Annotated in this window: 29 protein-coding genes; all 29 read left to right on the top strand. The window is 68.6% G+C overall.

Annotated elements, in window-relative coordinates; all coding sequences use genetic code 11:
* Positions 1 to 369, top strand: a complete 369-nt coding sequence (locus AB0B02_RS08090) for a hypothetical protein (RefSeq protein ID WP_357298060.1) — start codon at positions 1 to 3, stop codon at positions 367 to 369.
* A gap of 650 nt (positions 370 to 1,019) precedes the next feature.
* A complete protein-coding gene (locus tag AB0B02_RS08085; protein ID WP_107157495.1) occupies positions 1,020 to 1,391 on the top strand; it encodes a hypothetical protein in 372 nt (123 codons plus the stop codon).
* Positions 1,392 to 1,879: 488 nt separating this feature from the next.
* On the top strand, positions 1,880 to 2,254 hold the full coding sequence (gene rpsL, locus AB0B02_RS08080) for a 30S ribosomal protein S12 (RefSeq protein WP_007465318.1): 375 nt from the start codon (positions 1,880 to 1,882) through the stop codon (positions 2,252 to 2,254).
* A 1-nt stretch (position 2,255) separates the two neighbouring features.
* Positions 2,256 to 2,726: a 30S ribosomal protein S7 gene (rpsG, locus tag AB0B02_RS08075; RefSeq protein ID WP_091065767.1), complete on the top strand. Its 471-nt coding sequence runs from the start codon at positions 2,256 to 2,258 to the stop codon at positions 2,724 to 2,726.
* A 78-nt stretch (positions 2,727 to 2,804) separates the two neighbouring features.
* Positions 2,805 to 4,901: an elongation factor G gene (gene fusA, locus AB0B02_RS08070; RefSeq protein WP_107157436.1), complete on the top strand. Its 2,097-nt coding sequence runs from the start codon at positions 2,805 to 2,807 to the stop codon at positions 4,899 to 4,901.
* Positions 4,902 to 5,125: 224 nt separating this feature from the next.
* Entirely contained in the window at positions 5,126 to 6,319 is a 1,194-nt protein-coding gene (tuf, locus tag AB0B02_RS08065) for an elongation factor Tu (RefSeq protein ID WP_089155259.1), read from the top strand.
* A 355-nt stretch (positions 6,320 to 6,674) separates the two neighbouring features.
* Positions 6,675 to 6,983, top strand: coding sequence for a 30S ribosomal protein S10 (rpsJ, locus tag AB0B02_RS08060; RefSeq protein WP_007073037.1), 309 nt, complete (start codon positions 6,675 to 6,677; stop codon positions 6,981 to 6,983).
* 11 nt (positions 6,984 to 6,994) lie between these two features.
* A complete protein-coding gene (gene rplC / locus AB0B02_RS08055) occupies positions 6,995 to 7,660 on the top strand; it encodes a 50S ribosomal protein L3 (protein ID WP_281938111.1) in 666 nt (221 codons plus the stop codon).
* On the top strand, positions 7,657 to 8,322 hold the full coding sequence (rplD, locus tag AB0B02_RS08050; RefSeq protein WP_107157438.1) for a 50S ribosomal protein L4: 666 nt from the start codon (positions 7,657 to 7,659) through the stop codon (positions 8,320 to 8,322). Before rplC ends, rplD begins: the two co-directional genes overlap by 4 nt.
* The gene (gene rplW / locus AB0B02_RS08045; RefSeq protein WP_107157439.1) at positions 8,319 to 8,621 is read left to right on the top strand and encodes a 50S ribosomal protein L23; all 303 of its coding nucleotides are present in this window, start codon (positions 8,319 to 8,321) and stop codon (positions 8,619 to 8,621) included. Before rplD ends, rplW begins: the two co-directional genes overlap by 4 nt.
* Before the next feature lie 12 nt (positions 8,622 to 8,633).
* Positions 8,634 to 9,473 carry a 50S ribosomal protein L2 gene (rplB, locus tag AB0B02_RS08040; protein WP_091065788.1) on the top strand — a complete coding sequence of 280 codons (840 nt, stop codon included), beginning with the start codon at positions 8,634 to 8,636 and terminating at the stop codon, positions 9,471 to 9,473.
* A gap of 12 nt (positions 9,474 to 9,485) precedes the next feature.
* A complete protein-coding gene (gene rpsS, locus AB0B02_RS08035) occupies positions 9,486 to 9,767 on the top strand; it encodes a 30S ribosomal protein S19 (protein ID WP_007073032.1) in 282 nt (93 codons plus the stop codon).
* A gap of 40 nt (positions 9,768 to 9,807) precedes the next feature.
* Entirely contained in the window at positions 9,808 to 10,263 is a 456-nt protein-coding gene (gene rplV, locus AB0B02_RS08030) for a 50S ribosomal protein L22 (protein WP_107157440.1), read from the top strand.
* The gene (rpsC, locus tag AB0B02_RS08025) at positions 10,263 to 11,144 is read left to right on the top strand and encodes a 30S ribosomal protein S3 (RefSeq protein WP_107157441.1); all 882 of its coding nucleotides are present in this window, start codon (positions 10,263 to 10,265) and stop codon (positions 11,142 to 11,144) included. Before rplV ends, rpsC begins: the two co-directional genes overlap by 1 nt.
* Before the next feature lie 3 nt (positions 11,145 to 11,147).
* Positions 11,148 to 11,573, top strand: a complete 426-nt coding sequence (gene rplP, locus AB0B02_RS08020) for a 50S ribosomal protein L16 (RefSeq protein WP_007465292.1) — start codon at positions 11,148 to 11,150, stop codon at positions 11,571 to 11,573.
* Positions 11,573 to 11,809 carry a 50S ribosomal protein L29 gene (gene rpmC, locus AB0B02_RS08015; RefSeq protein ID WP_107157442.1) on the top strand — a complete coding sequence of 79 codons (237 nt, stop codon included), beginning with the start codon at positions 11,573 to 11,575 and terminating at the stop codon, positions 11,807 to 11,809. Before rplP ends, rpmC begins: the two co-directional genes overlap by 1 nt.
* A complete protein-coding gene (gene rpsQ / locus AB0B02_RS08010; protein ID WP_091570077.1) occupies positions 11,806 to 12,087 on the top strand; it encodes a 30S ribosomal protein S17 in 282 nt (93 codons plus the stop codon). Before rpmC ends, rpsQ begins: the two co-directional genes overlap by 4 nt.
* 97 nt (positions 12,088 to 12,184) lie before the next feature.
* A complete protein-coding gene (gene rplN / locus AB0B02_RS08005) occupies positions 12,185 to 12,553 on the top strand; it encodes a 50S ribosomal protein L14 (RefSeq protein WP_007465279.1) in 369 nt (122 codons plus the stop codon).
* Positions 12,550 to 12,870, top strand: a complete 321-nt coding sequence (rplX, locus tag AB0B02_RS08000; RefSeq protein WP_018217055.1) for a 50S ribosomal protein L24 — start codon at positions 12,550 to 12,552, stop codon at positions 12,868 to 12,870. The genes rplN and rplX overlap by 4 nt, the downstream gene beginning before the upstream one ends.
* Entirely contained in the window at positions 12,870 to 13,439 is a 570-nt protein-coding gene (gene rplE, locus AB0B02_RS07995) for a 50S ribosomal protein L5 (RefSeq protein ID WP_107157443.1), read from the top strand. Before rplX ends, rplE begins: the two co-directional genes overlap by 1 nt.
* A gap of 1 nt (position 13,440) precedes the next feature.
* Positions 13,441 to 13,626 (top strand): type Z 30S ribosomal protein S14, encoded by a 186-nt coding sequence (locus tag AB0B02_RS07990; RefSeq protein WP_007073023.1) that lies wholly within the window; start codon positions 13,441 to 13,443, stop codon positions 13,624 to 13,626.
* Positions 13,627 to 13,724: 98 nt separating this feature from the next.
* The gene (gene rpsH, locus AB0B02_RS07985) at positions 13,725 to 14,132 is read left to right on the top strand and encodes a 30S ribosomal protein S8 (RefSeq protein WP_107157444.1); all 408 of its coding nucleotides are present in this window, start codon (positions 13,725 to 13,727) and stop codon (positions 14,130 to 14,132) included.
* A gap of 16 nt (positions 14,133 to 14,148) precedes the next feature.
* Positions 14,149 to 14,691 (top strand): 50S ribosomal protein L6, encoded by a 543-nt coding sequence (gene rplF / locus AB0B02_RS07980; protein WP_281938103.1) that lies wholly within the window; start codon positions 14,149 to 14,151, stop codon positions 14,689 to 14,691.
* On the top strand, positions 14,688 to 15,077 hold the full coding sequence (rplR, locus tag AB0B02_RS07975; RefSeq protein ID WP_107157446.1) for a 50S ribosomal protein L18: 390 nt from the start codon (positions 14,688 to 14,690) through the stop codon (positions 15,075 to 15,077). Before rplF ends, rplR begins: the two co-directional genes overlap by 4 nt.
* Before the next feature lie 33 nt (positions 15,078 to 15,110).
* On the top strand, positions 15,111 to 15,725 hold the full coding sequence (rpsE, locus tag AB0B02_RS07970) for a 30S ribosomal protein S5 (protein WP_013288621.1): 615 nt from the start codon (positions 15,111 to 15,113) through the stop codon (positions 15,723 to 15,725).
* The gene (rpmD, locus tag AB0B02_RS07965) at positions 15,725 to 15,907 is read left to right on the top strand and encodes a 50S ribosomal protein L30 (protein ID WP_091065818.1); all 183 of its coding nucleotides are present in this window, start codon (positions 15,725 to 15,727) and stop codon (positions 15,905 to 15,907) included. The genes rpsE and rpmD overlap by 1 nt, the downstream gene beginning before the upstream one ends.
* Entirely contained in the window at positions 15,907 to 16,350 is a 444-nt protein-coding gene (rplO, locus tag AB0B02_RS07960) for a 50S ribosomal protein L15 (protein ID WP_357298029.1), read from the top strand. The genes rpmD and rplO overlap by 1 nt, the downstream gene beginning before the upstream one ends.
* A gap of 236 nt (positions 16,351 to 16,586) precedes the next feature.
* Positions 16,587 to 17,912, top strand: coding sequence for a preprotein translocase subunit SecY (secY, locus tag AB0B02_RS07955; protein WP_281938099.1), 1,326 nt, complete (start codon positions 16,587 to 16,589; stop codon positions 17,910 to 17,912).
* Complete coding sequence (locus tag AB0B02_RS07950; RefSeq protein ID WP_281938097.1) at positions 17,913 to 18,566, top strand: adenylate kinase; 654 nt, start codon at positions 17,913 to 17,915, stop codon at positions 18,564 to 18,566.
* The last annotated feature ends 56 nt before the right edge of the window (positions 18,567 to 18,622 follow it).

Raw genomic sequence — 18,622 nt, 5'->3', positions numbered from 1 at the left:
ATGACGACCGTGCCCGGGCAGGTGCCCCACGTGCCGCAGGCGCACCGCCATCCGCACGACCCGGATCCGGTCCGCTCCACGAAGGCCCGCGCGGTCTTCGCCCTCGGCCTGATCGGGGCGCTGACCGGCTTCTTCGTCGGCGGGGTGGTGCCGTCGACCATCGCGCTCACGCTGGCCCGGCAGGCGCGCCGGGAGGCGTACGCGTCGGGCGGTTACCTGACCGGCGCCGACTGGCTGCGGCGCGGTGAGCGGCTGGCCCGGATCGGCCTGCTGCTGACCGCCGTGGCGGTGGTGGCCGCGGTGGTGATCGGGGTGGTCCGGCACGCCGACGCGTCGTTCGGGCACGACTTCGCCCCGAACTTCGACTGACCGGGCGGGGGAGCGGCCCGCGCCGGCCCACCGGTGGTGACCCGCGGCGGTAGCCTGGCCGGTGTCCGCCGCGTGGCGGGTGAGCCAGGTGACAGGAGGACCCCGTGACGGAACCGGCCGCGCCGGGAGGCGACCCGATCCGCCCCGGTGCCGAGCCGGACGCCGCCGCGTCGCCCGGCCCCGACCCGGTCAGCCCGTGGGCCGCGCCGTCCGACCCCCCGCCGTCGAACCCGCCGTCGAACCCGGGCCCGCCGCCGCACTCCGCCCCGCCGTCGGACCCGTCCGCGCCGCCGTTCTACTCGGCCCCGGCGCCGGACCCGGCCCCGCCGCACTCCGCGCCGCCCGGTCCCTGGCCGCCGGCGGGACCGTATCCACCGGGCGGGCACGGTCCGGCGTCCGCGCCGGCCCACCATCCGGGTTCGCGCGGGCCGGGGGCGGCACACCAGCCCGGGCCGTTCGGGCCGGCGTACCCGCCCGGACCGGCCGGGCCCGGGTCGGCGTACCCGCCGGGACAGCACGGGTACGGCGCTCCGGGGGCGGGGTTCGGGGCGTACCCGGGAAACGAGCCCGGCCACGGCGGCGGGTGGGGGGCGCCGGCGCTCCCGCCGCCCCCGCGCGAGGCGCCCCGGCCGCCGAAGCGGGTCGACGCGGTGCCGGGCACCCCGTTCGGGGTGGTGCACCTGGACGTGCCGCCGGTCACCTCCGGGCTGGCGATCGGCTCGCTGATCACCGGCGTCGCCTCGATCCTGGTGTCGCTGCTGGTTCTCTGCTTCGGCATCGCCGGGCCGGACTACGGCGGCGCGTGGGCGGCCGGCGCGTTCACGGTGCTCGGCGCGCTGGCCGGGGTCGGGGCGATCGTGGCCTGGCTGCTCGCCCGCCGGCAGATCCGGCGACCGGCGCCGCCGCCGGCGGTCCGGTTCACCGGTGGCGGCCTGGCCGTGGCGGGGCTGAGCTGCGGCGCGGTGGGGCTGCTGCTGAGCGTGGTCGGGCTCGGGATCGCCCTGGTGGTGCAGATCACGTGACCGCCGGCGCGCCGCTGACCGGTTGAGGGATGTATGTCCGGGTCTTCGGCGCTCATCCGGTGTCGGGGCCGCCGGGCCGTGCGCCGGACGAGCCGGTACACTTGTGGTCGTAGGTGCCTGTCGGGGGCGCACCGGTGATCCGGAACCGACCGTTCGGGGCTGCGATGCAGCCCTCCCGAGTCGATCCGTTTTGACCGGCGCGGCTGTGGTAGGTACTCTTTCCCCTTGCGCCCGGGCTCGCCCGGGCAATGCGTGCGTGCGCTGGAGCCGCTCAGTCGGTGATCGTGTGGTCGCACCACCAAAGACCAAATTCCGGTACGACGCGTCAGCGGTCGGCACCGGGACCGTGACTCGGGCGACACGCCCGACCGCGGGTGCTGGGGCCGCCTCAGGTGACCCCGGCTGGAATGTAGGAGAGCCGTCCATCAGGCCGGCTAGAGCAGACGGCGCGGTCGCCTCGCAGCGGCCGAAGGGAGCGGAGAAACCCGGTGCCCACCATTCAGCAGCTGGTCCGAAAGGGCCGACAGGCCAAGACGACCAAGACCAAGACCCCTGCGCTCAAGGGGTCTCCCCAGCGGCGCGGTGTGTGCACCCGCGTGTACACCACCACCCCGAAGAAGCCGAACTCGGCGCTGCGCAAGGTCGCTCGTGTCAAGCTCAGCAGCCAGATCGAGGTGACCGCCTACATCCCGGGCGTCGGCCACAACCTGCAGGAGCACTCGATCGTGCTCGTGCGTGGCGGCCGTGTGAAGGACCTCCCCGGCGTGCGGTACAAGATCGTGCGCGGCTCGCTGGACACCCAGGGTGTCCGCAACCGCAAGCAGGCTCGCAGCCGTTACGGCGCGAAGAAGGAGAAGAGCTGACATGCCGCGTAAGGGACCCGCTCCGCGGAATCCGCTGGTCGCTGACCCGGTGTACAACTCGCCGCTGGTCACCCAGCTGGTGAACAAGATCCTGCTGCGTGGCAAGCGTCAGCTCGCCGAGCGCATCGTGTACGCCGCCCTGGAGGGCTGCCGCGAGAAGTCCGGCACCGACCCCGTCGTCACGCTCAAGCGGGCGATGGACAACGTGAAGCCGACCCTCGAGGTGCGCAGCCGCCGTGTCGGTGGCGCCACCTACCAGGTTCCGGTCGAGGTCCGGCCGGCCCGCGCGACCACGCTCGGTCTGCGCTGGCTGGTGACCTACTCCCGGGCCCGGCGTGAGAAGACCATGATCGAGCGGCTGATGAACGAGCTGCTCGACGCGAGCAACGGCCTCGGCGCCGCCGTCAAGCGGCGTGAGGACACGCACAAGATGGCGGAGTCCAACAAGGCCTTCGCGCACTACCGCTGGTAACACCTGTGGTTCCGGCGCCCGGATGGGCGCCGGAACCAACCACCAGTTGTGTCGAGACGACGATAAGTAGGGATTGAAGTGGCCGCCGCAGACGCGCTCGCCAACGTACGCAATATCGGCATCATGGCGCACATCGATGCCGGTAAGACCACTACCACCGAGCGAATCCTGTTCTACACCGGCATCACGTACAAGATCGGTGAGGTCCACGAGGGCGCCGCCGTCATGGACTGGATGGAGCAGGAGCAGGAGCGCGGTATCACCATCACTTCCGCCGCCACGAAGTGCGAGTGGAAGGGCCACACGATCCAGATCATCGACACGCCCGGCCACGTCGACTTCACGGTCGAGGTGGAGCGGTCGCTGCGGGTTCTGGACGGTGCGGTCGCGGTGTACGACGGCGTGGCCGGTGTGGAGCCGCAGACGGAGAACGTCTGGCGGCAGGCGGACAAGTACAACGTCCCCCGCATGTGCTTCGTCAACAAGCTCGACCGGACCGGTGCCGACTTCTTCCGCTGCGTGCAGATGATGATCGACCGGCTCAACGCCACCCCGCTGGTGCTTCAGATCCCGATCGGCCTCGAGGGCGACCACATCGGCGTCGTCGACCTGATCGGCATGCGCGCCCTCACCTGGCGCGGGGAGACCCAGAAGGGTGAGGACTACGCGATCGAGGAGATCCCGGCCGAGCTGGCCGACTCCGCGGCCGAGTGGCGCGAGAAGCTGATGGAGACCCTCGCCGACGTCGACGACTCGGTGATGGAGAAGTACCTGGAGGGCGAGGAGATCTCCGCCGAGGAGACCAAGGCCGCCATCCGCCGGGCCACCATCGCCGGCAAGGCCAACCCCGTGCTCTGCGGTTCGGCGTTCAAGAACAAGGGCGTGCAGCCCATGCTCGACGCCGTCATCGACTTCCTGCCGTCGCCGCTGGACGTTCCGGCGATCGAGGGTACGGCCACCGACGGCGAGACGCCGATGCTGCGGAAGCCGTCCCCCTCCGAGCCGTTCTCCGGCCTGGCGTTCAAGATCCAGACCGACAAGCACCTCGGTAAGCTCACCTACGTCCGGGTCTACTCCGGCGTGGTCGAGTCCGGGTCCCAGGTGGTCAACTCCACCAAGGACCGCAAGGAGCGCATCGGCAAGATCTACCAGATGCACGCCAACAAGCGTGAGGAGCGCGGCTCCGCCAAGGCCGGCGACATCATCGCGGTCCAGGGCCTGAAGCAGACCACCACCGGTGACACGCTGTGCGACCCGGCGAACCCGGTCATCCTCGAGTCGATGACGTTCCCGGAGCCGGTCATCGAGGTGGCCATCGAGCCGAAGACCAAGGCCGACCAGGAGAAGCTCAGCACCGCCATCCAGCGGCTGGCCGAGGAGGACCCGACCTTCCGCGTCAAGCTGGACGACCAGACCGGTCAGACGGTCATCTCCGGCATGGGCGAGCTGCACCTGGACATCCTGGTCGACCGGATGCGCCGCGAGTTCAACGTCGAGGCGAACATCGGTAAGCCGCAGGTGGCGTACCGCGAGACCATCCGCCGCAAGGTGGACAAGGTCGAGTACACCCACAAGAAGCAGACCGGTGGTTCCGGCCAGTACGCCCGCGTGATCGTGAGCCTCGAGCCGCTGCCCATGGGCAACGACTCGCCGACCTACGAGTTCGCGAACGCCGTCACCGGTGGCCGCATCCCGCGGGAGTTCATCCCGTCGGTGGACGCCGGTGCCCAGGACGCCATGCAGTACGGCATTCTCGCCGGCTTCCCGCTGGTGGGTCTCAAGCTGACGCTGCTGGACGGCCAGTACCACGAGGTCGACTCGTCCGAGATGGCGTTCAAGATCGCCGGTTCGATGGTGATGAAGGAGGCGGCCCGCAAGGCCGACCCCGCACTGCTCGAGCCGATGATGGCCGTTGAAGTCACCACTCCGGAGGAGAACATGGGTGACGTCATCGGCGACCTCAACTCCCGGCGGGGCATCATCCAGGCGATGGAGGAGCGCAGCGGCGCTCGCGTCGTCCGGGCACTGGTGCCGCTGTCGGAGATGTTCGGCTACGTCGGCGACCTGCGGTCGAAGACCCAGGGCCGGGCTAGCTACAGCATGCAGTTCGACTCCTACGCCGAAGTGCCGCAGAGCGTGGCGAAGGAGATCATCGCCAAGGCGACGGGTGAGTGACGCTCACCCCGAGCTGACCCGATGATCCGAGGGCGGTCGCGGGAGGGATCTCCCACCCGCGGCCACCTCGGTCGGGTTGTGTGAATCCGGGCCTGTAGGCTTCATCGCCGCAGAACCCACAAAGGCTATCCGGCCGTCAGGCCGGAAAGGCTGTCGACAGAGTCCTACGCGCCGACCGGCGCACCGGGGCGAACGAACCAAGAAAGTCCACCAGGAGGACACCAGTGGCGAAGGCGAAGTTCGAGCGGACTAAGCCGCACGTCAACATCGGCACCATTGGTCACATCGACCACGGTAAGACGACGCTGACGGCGGCCATCACGAAGGTCCTGCACGACCAGTACCCGGACCTGAACCCGTACACGCCGTTCGACGAGATCGACAAGGCGCCGGAGGAGAAGGCCCGCGGCATCACGATCTCGATCGCACACGTCGAGTACCAGACCGAGGCGCGGCACTACGCGCACGTCGACTGCCCCGGTCACGCCGACTACATCAAGAACATGATCACCGGTGCCGCGCAGATGGACGGCGCGATCCTGGTGGTGGCGGCGACCGACGGCCCGATGCCGCAGACCCGCGAGCACGTGCTGCTGGCCCGTCAGGTCGGTGTGCCGTACATCGTCGTGGCGCTCAACAAGAGCGACATGGTCGACGACGAGGAGCTCCTGGAGCTCGTCGAGCTCGAGGTCCGCGAGCTGCTGTCGGCGCAGGAGTACCCGGGTGACGACCTGCCGGTCGTCCAGGTCTCCGCGCTGAAGGCGCTCGAGGGCGACCCGGTCTGGACCGAGAAGCTGCTCGAGCTGATGAGCGCGGTCGACACCGCGATCCCGCAGCCGGAGCGCGAGACCGAGAAGCCGTTCCTCATGCCCGTCGAGGACGTGTTCACGATCACCGGTCGTGGCACCGTCGTCACCGGTCGTGTCGAGCGTGGCGTGCTGCTCCCGAACGAGGACGTCGAGGTCGTCGGCATCCGCGAGAAGGGCTTCAAGACCAAGGTCACCGCGATCGAGATGTTCCGGAAGACCCTGGACGACGCCCGCGCAGGTGAGAACGTCGGCCTGCTGCTGCGTGGCACCAAGCGCGAGGACGTCGAGCGCGGCATGGTCGTCATCAAGCCGGGCAGCAACACCCCGCACACGGAGTTCGAGGCGACGGTCTACATCCTCTCCAAGGAGGAGGGTGGCCGCCACACCCCGTTCTTCCAGAACTACCGCCCGCAGTTCTACTTCCGGACCACGGACGTCACCGGCGTCGTCACGCTGCCCGAGGGCACCGAGATGGTCATGCCGGGCGACAACACCACCATGTCGGTGAAGCTGATCCAGCCCATCGCCATGGAGGACAACCTGAAGTTCGCGATCCGCGAGGGTGGTCGTACGGTCGGCGCGGGTCGCGTCACCAAGATCGTCAAGTGAGCTGGGTAACCCCGATTAGCGTCGCCGCCGGTCGTGCGGCATACTAGTCAGGTTGCGTAACGACGGTCGGTCACCTGCGTCCGGTTGAGGCTGGACCTCCGGGAGTCAGATCGTTTCGCGTGGGGTGGTTGATCGCCATCGGCGGTCAACCACCCTCGCGCGGCGTCCAGGTCGCGGTCACCGCGATCGGCGCCATGACCCACCGCGCGGTCAGAGAATCGCTCCGGAGCCTCGGGGCGGAGCCTGGTCCACGGGCGCGACACGCCCGACCGCGGGGGTCGGCGGAAGTGGGCCTGTACCAGCCGGTACAGGTGCCCGCGACACAGCGGCATCGAGAGAAGGAACAGAAGCCACCATGGCGGGACAGAAGATCCGCATCCGGCTCAAGGCCTATGACCACGAGGTCGTCGACTCCTCGGCTCGGAAGATCGTCGAGACGGTGACGCGTACCGGGGCGCAGGTCGCTGGCCCGGTGCCGCTGCCCACGGAGATCAACCGTTTCTGCGTCATCCGCTCGCCGCACAAGTACAAGGACTCGCGCGAGCACTTCGAGATGCGCACGCACAAGCGTCTGATCGACATCATCGACCCGACCCCGAAGACGGTCGACTCGCTCATGCGCCTCGACCTGCCGGCTGGCGTCGACATCGAGATCAAGCTGTAGGGATCGATCAAATGGACAGGCAAGTCAAGGGGATCCTGGGCGCCAAGCTCGGCATGACCCAGGTCTGGGACAACAACAAGGTCGTCCCCGTGACCGTGGTCGAGGCCGGCCCGTGCGTCGTGAGCCAGGTTCGTAGCGCCGACAAGGACGGCTACGCCGCCGTTCAGCTCGCCTACGGGGCCATCGACCCGCGCAAGGTCAAGAAGCCGGTCGCCGGGCACTACGCCAAGGCGGACGTCGCGCCGCGTCGGCACATCGTCGAGCTGCGCACCGCCGACGCCGCGGACTACGCGCCGGGCCAGGAGGTCACGGTCGACGCGTTCCCGGTCGGCGCCGTGATCGACGTGACCGGCAAGACCAAGGGCAAGGGCTACGCCGGCCCGATGAAGCGGCACGGCTTCCACGGTCTGCGCGCCAGCCACGGTGTCGAGCGCAAGCACCGCTCGCCCGGCTCGATCGGCGCCTGCGCCACCCCGGGTCGCGTCTTCAAGGGCACCCGGATGGCGGGCCGGATGGGTGGCGTGCGCTACACCGTCCAGAACCTGACCGTCCAGGCGGTCGACACCGAGAACAACCTCCTGCTCGTCCGTGGCGCCATCCCGGGCCCGAAGGGCGCGCTCGTCCTGGTCCGCACCGCGGCCAAGGCGAAGGTGAAGAAGGGCGGTGTGGCCAAGTGACCACCGTTGACGTCCTCAACGTCGAAGGCGGCAAGAGCGGCTCCGTCGAGCTGCCGGCCGACATCTTCGACGTCCAGGCGAACGTCGCGCTGATGCACCAGGTCGTGGTGGCTCAGCTCGCCGCGGCCCGGCAGGGCACGCACAAGACCAAGACCCGCGGTGAGGTCTCCGGCGGTGGCCGGAAGCCTTACAAGCAGAAGGGCACCGGTCGGGCCCGTCAGGGTTCGACCCGCGCGCCGCAGTTCGCCGGCGGTGGCGTGGTCCACGGCCCGACGCCGCGCGACTACAGCCAGCGCACCCCGAAGAAGATGAAGGCCGCCGCCCTGCGTGGCGCCCTCTCCGACCGGGCCCGCGCCGGCCAGGTGCACGTCGTCGAGGCGTTCGTCTCGGGCGAGAAGCCGTCGACCAAGGCGGCCCTGGCCACGCTGACCAAGCTGACCGCCGCCCGCCGGGTCCTGGTCGTGCTGAGCAGCACCGACGAGCTGAACTGGGTGTCGCTGCGGAACCTGCGCAACACGCGGGACAGCCGGGTGCACCTGATCGAGGCCGGCCAGCTCAACACGTACGACGTGCTGGTGGCCGACGACGTGGTCTTCACCAAGGAGGCCCTGGACGAGTTCCTGGGCGTGCCCGCCGAGACCACCGAGGAGGATGGCAAGTGAGCACGATCGCCGATCCGCGTGACGTCATCGTCGCGCCGGTCGTCTCGGAGAAGAGCTACAGCGAGCTGAACCGGAACTGGTACACCTTCCTGGTGCACCCGGACGCGAACAAGACCGAGATCAAGATCGCTATCCAGCAGATCTTCAACGTCCGCGTCCTGACGGTCAACACGCTCAACCGCCAGGGCAAGCGCAAGCGGACCAAGACCGGGTTCGGCAAGCGCAAGGACACCAAGCGGGCGATCGTGAAGCTGGCTGACGGTGACCGTATCGAGGCCTTCGGCGGCCCGGTCAGCTGAGGGGTGTAGACAATGGCTATCCGTAAGTACAAGCCGACGACGCCGGGCCGGCGAGGCTCCAGCGTCGCCGACTTCGCCGAGATCACCCGGTCCACGCCGGAGAAGTCGCTGCTGGCTCCGCTGCCGAAGAAGGGCGGGCGTAACGCCCACGGCCGGATCACCACGCGGCACCACGGTGGCGGCCACAAGCGCCAGTACCGTCTGATCGACTTCAAGCGGGTCGACAAGGACGGCGTGCCGGCGAAGGTCGCCCACATCGAGTACGACCCGAACCGCACCGCGCGCATCGCGCTGCTGCACTACGCCGACGGCGAGAAGCGCTACATCCTCGCGCCGAAGGACCTGAAGCAGGGCGACCGCGTCGAGTCCGGCCCGGGCGCCGACATCAAGCCGGGCAACAACCTGCCGCTGCGCAACATCCCGGTGGGTACCACCATCCACAACGTGGAGCTGCGTCCGGGCGGCGGCGCCAAGCTGGCCCGCTCGGCCGGCGTCGGCATCCAGCTGCTCGGCCGCGAGGGCGCGTACGCGACCCTGCGTATGCCGTCCGGTGAGATCCGGCGGGTCGACGTGCGCTGCCGCGCCAGCGTCGGCGAGATCGGCAACGCCGACCAGTCGAACATCAACTGGGGCAAGGCCGGCCGGATGCGGTGGAAGGGCAAGCGCCCGACCGTCCGTGGTGTCGCCATGAACCCGGTCGACCACCCGCACGGTGGTGGTGAGGGTAAGACCTCCGGTGGTCGCCACCCGGTCAACCCGCAGGGTAAGCCCGAGGGCCGTACCCGTCGTAAGGGCCAGCCGAGCGACCGGCTGATCGTCCGCCGCCGCTACGCCACGCGTAAGCGCGGCTGAGGGAGATAAGACATGCCTCGCAGCCTGAAGAAGGGCCCGTTCGTCGACGACCACCTGCTCAAGAAGGTGGAGACGCAGAACGACAAGGGCTCGAAGAACGTGATCAAGACCTGGTCGCGCCGCTCGACGATCATCCCGGAGATGCTGGGACACACGATCGCCGTGCACGACGGACGCAAGCACGTCCCGGTCTTCGTGACCGAGGCCATGGTCGGGCACAAGCTCGGCGAGTTCGCGCTGACCCGCACGTTCAAGGGTCACGAGAAGGACGACCGGAAGAGCCGCCGGCGCTGACGCCGCGGGCATACGGATAGAGGAACAAGGGGTTACAGCGATGCCAGGAAAGGGCGACGCTCCGGTGCTTCCGGGCGCGCGGGCGGTTGCGCGGCACGTGCGCATCTCGCCGATGAAGGCGCGCCGGGTGGTCAACCTCGTCCGCGGCCTGCCCGCGAAGGAGGCTCTCACGGTGCTGCAGTTCGCGCCGCAGGCTGCGAGCGAGCAGGTGTACAAGGTGCTCGCGAGCGCGATCGCCAACGCGGAGAACAACGAGCGGCTGGACCCCGACGCGCTGCTCGTCAGCGAGGCGTTCGTCGACGAGGGCCCGACGATGAAGCGGTTCCGGCCGCGGGCGCAGGGCCGGGCGTACCGGATCCGCAAGCGGACCTGCCACATCACGGTGGCGGTCGAGGCCGTGGCGCCGGCCGCGCCGAAGAAGTCGGCGAAGAAGGCCGCTCCGGCCAAGCAGGCCGAGCCGGCGCAGGCGCAGAGCACGACGGAGGGTGCCGAGTAATGGGTCAGAAGGTTCACCCCACTGGGTTCCGGCTCGGCATCTCGACCGACTGGAAGTCCCGCTGGTTCGCGGACAAGCTCTACAAGGACTACATCGGCGAGGATGTCAAGATCCGCCGGATGATGTCCAAGGGCCTCGAGCGTGCCGGCATCTCCAAGGTCGACATCGAGCGCACCCGCGACCGGGTCCGCGTGGACATCCACACCGCCCGGCCGGGCATCGTCATCGGCCGTAAGGGTGCGGAGGCCGACCGGATCCGCGGCGAGCTGGAGAAGCTCACCGGCAAGCAGGTCCAGCTGAACATCATCGAGGTGAAGAACCCCGAGTCGGACGCGCAGCTGGTCGCCCAGGGCGTCGCCGAGCAGCTGTCCAGCCGGGTCAGCTTCCGTCGGGCCATGCGCAAGGCGATGCAGTCCGCGATGAAGAACCCGGCCTGCAAGGGCATTCGGGTTCAGGTCTCGGGCCGTCTCGGCGGCGCCGAGATGAGCCGGACCGAGTTCTACCGCGAGGGTCGTGTCCCGCTGCACACGCTGCGGGCCAACATCGAGTACGGCTTCTTCGAGGCCCGTACCACCTTCGGCCGGATCGGCGTGAAGGTCTGGATCTACAAGGGCGACGCCGTGCCGGGCCGTGAGGCCCCGGCCGAGGCCGCCCCGTCGCGCGGCCCGCGCCGTGACCGTGGCGACCGGCCGGACCGGCCGCGTCGTGGCCGGTCGGGCTCGTCGGGTACGACCGCCGGCGGTACCGAGGCCGGGCGTGCTGCCGCGACCACCATCGCGCAGCAGGCGGAGACGCCGGCCGGCGAGCCGGTCGACAGCAGCGCTGTCGCCGCCGCCGCCTCGGCTCCGAACCAGCCGGCAGAACAGCAGCAGGAGGGCTGACAGATGCTGATGCCGCGCAAGCCCCCGAAGGGCTTCCGCAAGCCGCACCACCCGGACCGCAGTGGCGCGTCCAAGGGTGGTAACCGGGTGGTGTTCGGCGAGTTCGGGATCCAGGCTCTCGAGCCGGCGTACGTGACCAACCGTCAGATCGAGTCGGCACGTATCGCGATGACCCGCCACATCAAGCGTGGTGGCAAGGTCTGGATCACGATCTTCCCGGACCAGGCCCTCACCAAGAAGCCGGCCGAGACCCGGATGGGTTCCGGTAAGGGTTCTCCCGAGTGGTGGGTCGCCAACGTCAAGCCGGGGCGGGTCCTCTTCGAGATGTCCTTCCCCAACGAGCAGATCGCGCGAGAGGCGATGCGTCGCGCGATCCACAAGCTCCCGATGAAGTGCCGCATTGTTACGCGCGAAGTGGGTGAATCCTGATGGCAGCCGGCGTCAAGCCCTCCGAGCTGCGTGAGCTCTCCGACGAGGAGCTGGTCACGAAGCTGCGCGAGGCTAAGGCGGAGCTGTTCAACCTCCGCGTGCAGGGCGCGACCGGGCAGCTGGACAACAACCGGCGGCTGCAGGTCATCCGTCGGGAGATCGCCCGGATCTACACGATCATGCGTGAGCGTGAGCTGGGTCTCTCGGCCGCGCCGACTGAGGTGACTGCATCATGAGTGAGAACACCACTACCACCGCCGCCGCGCGGTCCCGCCGTAAGGTGCGCGAGGGCCTCGTGGTCAGCGACAAGATGGACAAGACCGTCGTGGTCGAGGTCGAGGACCGGGTCAAGCACGCGCTGTACGGCAAGATCATGCGTCGTACCAGCAAGCTGAAGGTGCACGACGAGCAGAACTCGGCCGGCATCGGCGACCGGGTCCTGATCATGGAGACCCGGCCGCTCTCCGCCACCAAGCGGTGGCGGCTCGTGGAAATCCTCGAGAAGGCCAAGTAGCGAAGGCTCGAGCTCGGCCGGGATCGGTCGGGCGCAGGTTCCGCCAGGCTCCGGCCGCCCCCGGCGGCCGGAGAACCGGCAGACATAGGAGATAGACGTGATTCAGCAGGAGTCGCGACTGCGCGTCGCCGACAACACGGGTGCCCGGGAGATCCTGTGCATCCGGGTTCTCGGTGGCTCCGGTCGGCGCTACGCGAGCATCGGCGACGTCATCGTGGCCACGGTCAAGGACGCGATCCCCGGTGCCGGTGTGAAGAAGGGCGACGTCGTCAAGGCCGTCGTCGTTCGGACCGCCAAGGAGAGGCGGCGGCCGGACGGGTCGTACATCCGCTTCGACGAGAACGCCGCCGTCATCATCAAGGACGGTGGGGACCCGCGCGGTACCCGTATCTTCGGCCCGGTGGGTCGTGAGCTGCGGGACAAGCGGTTCATGAAGATCATCTCTCTCGCGCCGGAGGTGTTGTGACCGTGAAGGTCAAGAAGGGCGACACGGTCGTCGTCATCGCCGGCAAGGACAAGGGTGCCAAGGGCAAGGTCATCGCGGCCTACCCGCGGCAGGACAAGGTCCTGGTCGAGGGCGTGAACCGGGTCAAGAAGCACACTCGCATCAGCACCACCCAGCGTGGCGCCAAGACCGGCGGCATCGTCACCCAGGAAGCCCCGATCCACGTCTCGAACGTGATGGTCGTGGACTCCGACGGCAAGCCGACCCGCGTCGGCTACCGGATCGACGACAACGGCCAGAAGGTCCGCATCGCGCGTAGCACCGGTAAGGACCTGTGATGACCACGGCTACCGAAACCAAGACCCAGCCGCGCCTCAAGGAGCGGTACCGCAACGAGATCGTGGCCGAGCTGCAGAAGCAGTACAGCTACGGCAACCCGATGCAGGTGCCGCGGATGGTCAAGATCGTCGTCAACATGGGTGTCGGCGAGGCCGCTCGCGACGCCAAGCTGATCGACGGCGCCGTCCGCGACCTGGCCACCATCACCGGCCAGAAGCCGCTGGTCCGGCGGGCCACCAAGTCCATCGCGCAGTTCAAGCTTCGCGAGGGCATGCCGATCGGCGCGAAGGTCACCCTCCGGGGCGACCGGATGTGGGAGTTCCTGGACCGGCTGCTCTCCATCGCGCTGCCGCGTATCCGTGACTTCCGCGGTCTGGACGGGCGCAAGCTCGACGGGCACGGCAACTACACGTTCGGTCTGACCGAGCAGTCGGTGTTCCACGAGATCGACCAGGACAAGATCGATCGCCAGCGGGGCATGGACATCACGGTGGTCACGACCGCCACGACCGACGACGAGGGCCGGGCGCTGCTCAAGCTCCTGGGCTTCCCGTTCAAGGAGAACTGAGATGGCCAAGAAGGCGCTGATCCTCAAGGCGGCCGCGAAGCCGAAGTTCTCGGTTCGCGCGTACACCCGCTGCCAGCGGTGCGGGCGTCCGAAGGCGGTCTACCGCAAGTTCGGTCTCTGCCGGGTGTGCATCCGGGAGATGGCCCACCGCGGTGAGCTGCCCGGCGTGTCCAAGGCTTCCTGGTAATAGCCCGGCGCGCTCCGGCGCGTCAGCTGAACTGTCTCTTCGCCGTAGGCCCCGGGCCCGGCCCGGGGAACCCCGGCGAGAAAGGTTGACGAGTTTTCATGACGATGACCGACCCGATCGCAGACATGCTCACGCGTCTGCGTAACGCCAACCAGGCGTACCACGACCGGGTGACGATGCCCTACTCGAAGATCAAGGCGAACATCGCCGAGGTCCTCAAGGCCGAGGGTTACATCGCCACCTGGTCGGTCGAGGACCCCGAGGAGGGTGCCGTCGGCAAGCGACTGGTCGTCGAGCTGAAGTACGGCCAGAACCGCGAGCGGAGCCTGGCCGGCATCAAGCGCGTGTCCAAGCCCGGTCTCCGGGTGTACGCCAAGTCGGAGGGGCTCCCGCGGGTGCTCGGCGGGCTTGGTGTGGCGATCATTTCGACGTCCCAGGGGCTGCTCACCGACCGGCAGGCCCGCAAGCGGAGCGTTGGCGGGGAAGTCCTCGCCTTCGTCTGGTAACGGGAGACAGGTAGAAATGTCGCGTATTGGACGTAAGTCGATCCCGGTGCCATCCGGCGTCGACATCACGATCGACGGCCAGACCGTCAAGGTCAAGGGCCCCAAGGGCGAGCTGAGCCACGTGCTGGCCGAGCCGATCACGGCGGAGCGCAGCGAGAACGGCGAGCTGCTCGTCAACCGGCCCAACGACGAGCGCAAGGCCAAGGAGTTGCACGGCCTGAGCCGTACGCTGGTGGCCAACATGATCGTCGGGGTGACCGAGGGCTACCGCAAGAGCCTGGAGATCGCCGGCACCGGTTACCGCGTGACCGCCAAGGGCAAGGACCTGGAGTTCGCGCTCGGGTTCTCGCACCCGGTCGTGGTGCCGGCACCGGACGGCATCACCTTCACGGTCGAGCGGCCGACGCTGTTCCACGTGGCCGGCATCGACAAGCAGCAGGTCGGCGAGGTCGCCGCCAACATCCGGAAGATCCGCCCGCCGGAGCCCTACAAGGGCAAGGGCGTGAAGTACCAGGGCGAGGTCATCCGCCGTAAGGCTGGAAAGGCAGGTAAGAAGTGAGCGCCACGCTGCTCAAGCGCCGCCGCGGCGTTGCCGCCAAGCGTGCCGTCGGGCGTGCGCGTCGGCACTTCCGGGTCCGCAAGAACGTCAGCGGCACCGCCGAGCGTCCTCGCCTCGTCGTCACCCGTTCCCTGCGGCACATGGTCGCCCAGGTCGTCGACGACACCAAGGGTCACACCCTGGCGTCCGCGTCGACCATGGACGCCTCGCTGCGCGGCGCCGAGGGCGACAAGAGCGCCCTGGCCGGCAAGGTCGGCGCGCTGCTCGCCGAGCGGGCCAAGGCCGCCGGCGTCTCGAAGGTCGTCTTCGACCGCGGTGGCAACCGGTACGCGGGGCGGGTCGCCGCGCTTGCCAAGGCCGCCCGCGAAGCCGGGCTCGAGTTCTAGAAACCCCGTCACGAGAGAGAAGGAAGGCTGCTGATGCCAGGTCAACAGCGCCGTGGCGGCGGGTCCGGTGGCAACGAGGGTGGTCGCCGCGACAACCGCCGTGAGGGCGGCCGCGGAAACGCGCCCGTCGAGAAGACCCCGCACCTCGAGCGGGTCGTCGCGATCAACCGCGTCGCCAAGGTCGTGAAGGGCGGTCGTCGCTTCAGCTTCACCGCCCTGGTGATCGTGGGCGACGGCGACGGCACCGTCGGCGTGGGCTACGGAAAGGCCAAGGAGGTGCCCGCGGCGATCGCCAAGGGCGTCGAGGAGGCCAAGAAGCACTTCTTCAAGGTGCCGCGGATCGGTCAGTCGATCCCACACCCGGTCACGGGCGAGGACGCCGCCGGTGTGGTGCTGCTCAAGCCGGCCTCCGCCGGTACGGGTGTCATCGCCGGTGGTCCGGTGCGTGCCGTGCTGGAGTGCGCGGGCATCCACGACGTGCTCTCCAAGAGCCTCGGCTCGTCCAACCCGATCAACATCGTGCACGCCACCGTGGCGGCCCTGAAGGGGCTCGAGTCCCCCGAGCAGGTCGCGGCGCGTCGTGGCCTGCCGGTGGAGGACGTCGCGCCGGCCGCCATGCTGGCGTCGCGTGCGGGGGTGGCGTCCTGATGGCACGTCTGAAGGTCACCCAGGTCCGGTCCGGGATCGGGCGCAAGCAGAACCAGCGTGACTCGCTGCGTTCGCTCGGGCTCAAGCGGATCAACGACGTGGTGGTCAAGGAGGACCGGCCGGAGATCCGCGGCATGATCTTCACGGTCAACCACCTCGTGAAGGTCGAGGAGGTCGAGTAATGACGATCAAGGTGCACCACCTGCGTCCCGCCCCGGGAGCCAAGACCGACAAGACCCGGGTGGGTCGCGGTGAGGGTTCGAAGGGCAAGACCGCTGGACGCGGTACCAAGGGTTCGAAGGCCCGGAAGAACATCTCGCCGGCGTTCGAGGGTGGGCAGATGCCCATCCACATGCGCCTGCCGAAGATGAAGGGCTTCAAGAACAAGTTCAAGGTCGTGTTCCAGGTGGTCAACCTGGACCGGCTGGCGGAGCTCTTCCCGAACGGCGGCCAGGTCGGCCCGGTCGAGCTGGTCGAGACCGGCGCGGTCCGCAAGGGCCACCCGGTCAAGGTGCTCGGCACCGGCGACCTCGGTGGTGTGTCCCTCCAGGTGTCGGCGCACGCGTTCAGCGCGTCGGCCAAGGAGAAGATCACCGCGGCCGGCGGCTCGGTCACCGAGCTCTAAGGGCATTTTCGTGGCGCCCGCTCAGTTGTTCGCGACTGGGCGGGCGTCATGGTCTACCGGTCGCGTGTGCGCCGGGTAACATCGGATTCGTTTTATGTAGCCGGGCACATCTGCCCGGACCGGGATCGGGCTGTTAGAGTCCGTTGCCAGCCATGGATACCGGGCACTCCGCCCGGCACCCACCCCGCCCCGCCAGGGATCGTCACCGGCGGCCCGCGTCGCGCAGGAGGAAGAAGTTGCTGTCCGCCTTTCTCAGTGCGTTCCGTACGCCTGACCTGCGCAAGAAGCTGCTGTTCACAGTAGGCATCATCGCGGTCTACCGGCTGGGCGCCACGCTGCCCAGCCCGGGCGTCTCGTACGGCAACGTGCAGAAGTGCCTCGACACCATCCAGGGCAGCACCGGCGTGCTCAACCTGCTGGATCTGTTCTCCGGCGGCGCGCTGCTCCAGCTCTCGGTCTTCGCGCTGGGCATCATGCCCTACATCACCGCGTCGATCATCCTGCAGCTGCTGACGGTGGTGATCCCGCGCCTGGAGCAGCTCCGCAAGGAGGGCCAGGCCGGCCAGGCGAAGATCACCCAGTACACCCGCTACCTGACGCTGGGGCTGGGCATCCTCCAGTCCTCCGCGTTCGTGGCGCTGGCCCGCTCCGGGCAGCTGTTCAACAACCAGTGCGACCAGTTCCCGATCGTGCCCAAGGGCACCGGCATCCCGGACTGGCTGACGCTCACCGTCCTGGTGATGACGATGACCGCCGGCACCGGCGTGGTGATGTGGCTCGGCGAGCTGATCACCGACCGGGGCGTCGGCAACGGCATGTCGGTGCTGATCTTCACCTCGATCGCGGCCCGGCTCCCCAGCGAGGGCTGGAAGATCAAGACCACCAAGGGCTGGGGGATGTTCCTCCTCGTCATCGCCCTGGTGCTGCTGGTCATCACCGCGGTCACGTTCATCGAGCAGGCGCAGCGCCGAATCCCGGTGCAGTACGCGAAGCGCATGATCGGCCGGCGGATGTACGGCGGCACCTCCACCTACATCCCGCTCAAGGTGAACCAGGCCGGCGTCATCCCGGTCATCTTCGCCTCGTCGCTGCTCTACCTGCCGACGCTCGCGCTCCAGTTCTTCGACCAGAACGACCCGGGCAAGGTCCAGGCCTGGATCCAGAACCACATCGTGAAGGCGAGCGCGCCGGAGCACATCGCGATCTACTTCCTGCTGATCATCTTCTTCACGTACTTCTACGTGTCGATCACGTTCAACCCGACCGAGGTCGCGGACAACATGAAGAAGTACGGCGGCTTCGTGCCGGGCATCCGCCCCGGCAAGCCGACCGCCGAGTACCTCGACTTCATCCTCAGCCGGATCACCCTGCCGGGTGCGCTCTACCTCGGCATCATCGCGATCCTGCCGAACTTCTTCTTCATCTGGCTGGACAACCAGCAGTTCCAGAACTTCCCGTTCGGCGGCACCGCTGTGCTCATCATGGTCGGCGTCGGTCTGGAGACCGTGAAGCAGATCGAGAGCCAACTCATGCAGCGGAACTACGAAGGGTTCCTGCGGTAGATGCGACTCGTTCTGGTTGGCCCGCCGGGCGCGGGCAAGGGCACACAGGCGGAGTTCATCGCCGCGCACCTCTCGGTGCCGAAGATCTCGACCGGTGACATCTTCCGGGCCAACGTCACCCAGGGCACCCCGCTGGGCGTCGAGGCGAAGCGGTACATGGACGCCGGCAAGCTGGTCCCGGACGACGTCACCATCAACATGGTCCGGGACCGGCTCGCCGAGCCGGACGCCGGCGAGGGTTTCCTGCTCGACGGCTTCCCGCGCACCACGCCGCAGGCGGCCGAGCTGGACAAGCTCCTCGCCGACCTGGGCACCATGCTGGACCTGGTGCTCGAGCTGGTGGTCGACGACGACGAGGTGATCCGGCGGCTCTCCGGCCGGCGCACCTGCCGGGGCTGCGGCAAGATCTGGCACGTCGAGTTCGACGCGACCACCCGGGACGGCATCTGCGACCGGTGCGGCGCGGAGCTGTTCCAGCGCGACGACGACAAGCCGGAGACGATCGCCGCGCGGCTGCGGGAATACTCCGAGAAGACCGCGCCGCTTGTCGACTACTACGGCGCCCAGGGCAAGCTGGTGGGCATCGACGCGACCGGGCCGGTGGAGGACGTCACGGTCCGCGCCATCGACGCCCTGCGGTCGTACGGCGGCTGACCTCCCACCGCCGCCCGGCGGATAGACTGTGAACAGCGGGGTACGCGCGACGTGCC

It is taken from the genome of Micromonospora sp. NPDC049240, assembly GCF_040647835.1.
GTDB lineage: Bacteria > Actinomycetota > Actinomycetes > Mycobacteriales > Micromonosporaceae > Micromonospora.
The sequence above is the reverse complement of the archived record's forward strand: the minus strand, read 5'-3'. Positions and strand labels throughout refer to the sequence as shown.

Bases quoted from the DNA above. Each gene is read 5' to 3' on its own strand.
- rplP (WP_007465292.1), top strand. From the start codon at position 11,148: ATGCTGATGCCGCGCAAGCCCCCGAAGGGCTTCCGCAAGCCGCACCAC.
- rpsJ (WP_007073037.1), top strand. From the start codon at position 6,675: ATGGCGGGACAGAAGATCCGCATCCGGCTCAAGGCCTATGACCACGAG.
- rplB (WP_091065788.1), top strand. From the start codon at position 8,634: ATGGCTATCCGTAAGTACAAGCCGACGACGCCGGGCCGGCGAGGCTCC.
- rplF (WP_281938103.1), top strand. From the start codon at position 14,149: ATGTCGCGTATTGGACGTAAGTCGATCCCGGTGCCATCCGGCGTCGAC.
- AB0B02_RS07950 (WP_281938097.1), top strand. From the start codon at position 17,913: ATGCGACTCGTTCTGGTTGGCCCGCCGGGCGCGGGCAAGGGCACACAG.
- rpmD (WP_091065818.1), top strand. From the start codon at position 15,725: ATGGCACGTCTGAAGGTCACCCAGGTCCGGTCCGGGATCGGGCGCAAG.
- rplE (WP_107157443.1), top strand. From the start codon at position 12,870: ATGACCACGGCTACCGAAACCAAGACCCAGCCGCGCCTCAAGGAGCGG.
- rpmC (WP_107157442.1), top strand. From the start codon at position 11,573: ATGGCAGCCGGCGTCAAGCCCTCCGAGCTGCGTGAGCTCTCCGACGAG.
- rpsC (WP_107157441.1), top strand. From the start codon at position 10,263: ATGGGTCAGAAGGTTCACCCCACTGGGTTCCGGCTCGGCATCTCGACC.
- rpsQ (WP_091570077.1), top strand. From the start codon at position 11,806: ATGAGTGAGAACACCACTACCACCGCCGCCGCGCGGTCCCGCCGTAAG.
- AB0B02_RS07990 (WP_007073023.1), top strand. From the start codon at position 13,441: ATGGCCAAGAAGGCGCTGATCCTCAAGGCGGCCGCGAAGCCGAAGTTC.
- rplV (WP_107157440.1), top strand. From the start codon at position 9,808: ATGCCAGGAAAGGGCGACGCTCCGGTGCTTCCGGGCGCGCGGGCGGTT.
- rplC (WP_281938111.1), top strand. From the start codon at position 6,995: ATGGACAGGCAAGTCAAGGGGATCCTGGGCGCCAAGCTCGGCATGACC.
- rpsS (WP_007073032.1), top strand. From the start codon at position 9,486: ATGCCTCGCAGCCTGAAGAAGGGCCCGTTCGTCGACGACCACCTGCTC.
- rpsH (WP_107157444.1), top strand. From the start codon at position 13,725: ATGACGATGACCGACCCGATCGCAGACATGCTCACGCGTCTGCGTAAC.
- rpsG (WP_091065767.1), top strand. From the start codon at position 2,256: ATGCCGCGTAAGGGACCCGCTCCGCGGAATCCGCTGGTCGCTGACCCG.
- rpsE (WP_013288621.1), top strand. From the start codon at position 15,111: ATGCCAGGTCAACAGCGCCGTGGCGGCGGGTCCGGTGGCAACGAGGGT.
- AB0B02_RS08090 (WP_357298060.1), top strand. From the start codon at position 1: ATGACGACCGTGCCCGGGCAGGTGCCCCACGTGCCGCAGGCGCACCGC.
- rplO (WP_357298029.1), top strand. From the start codon at position 15,907: ATGACGATCAAGGTGCACCACCTGCGTCCCGCCCCGGGAGCCAAGACC.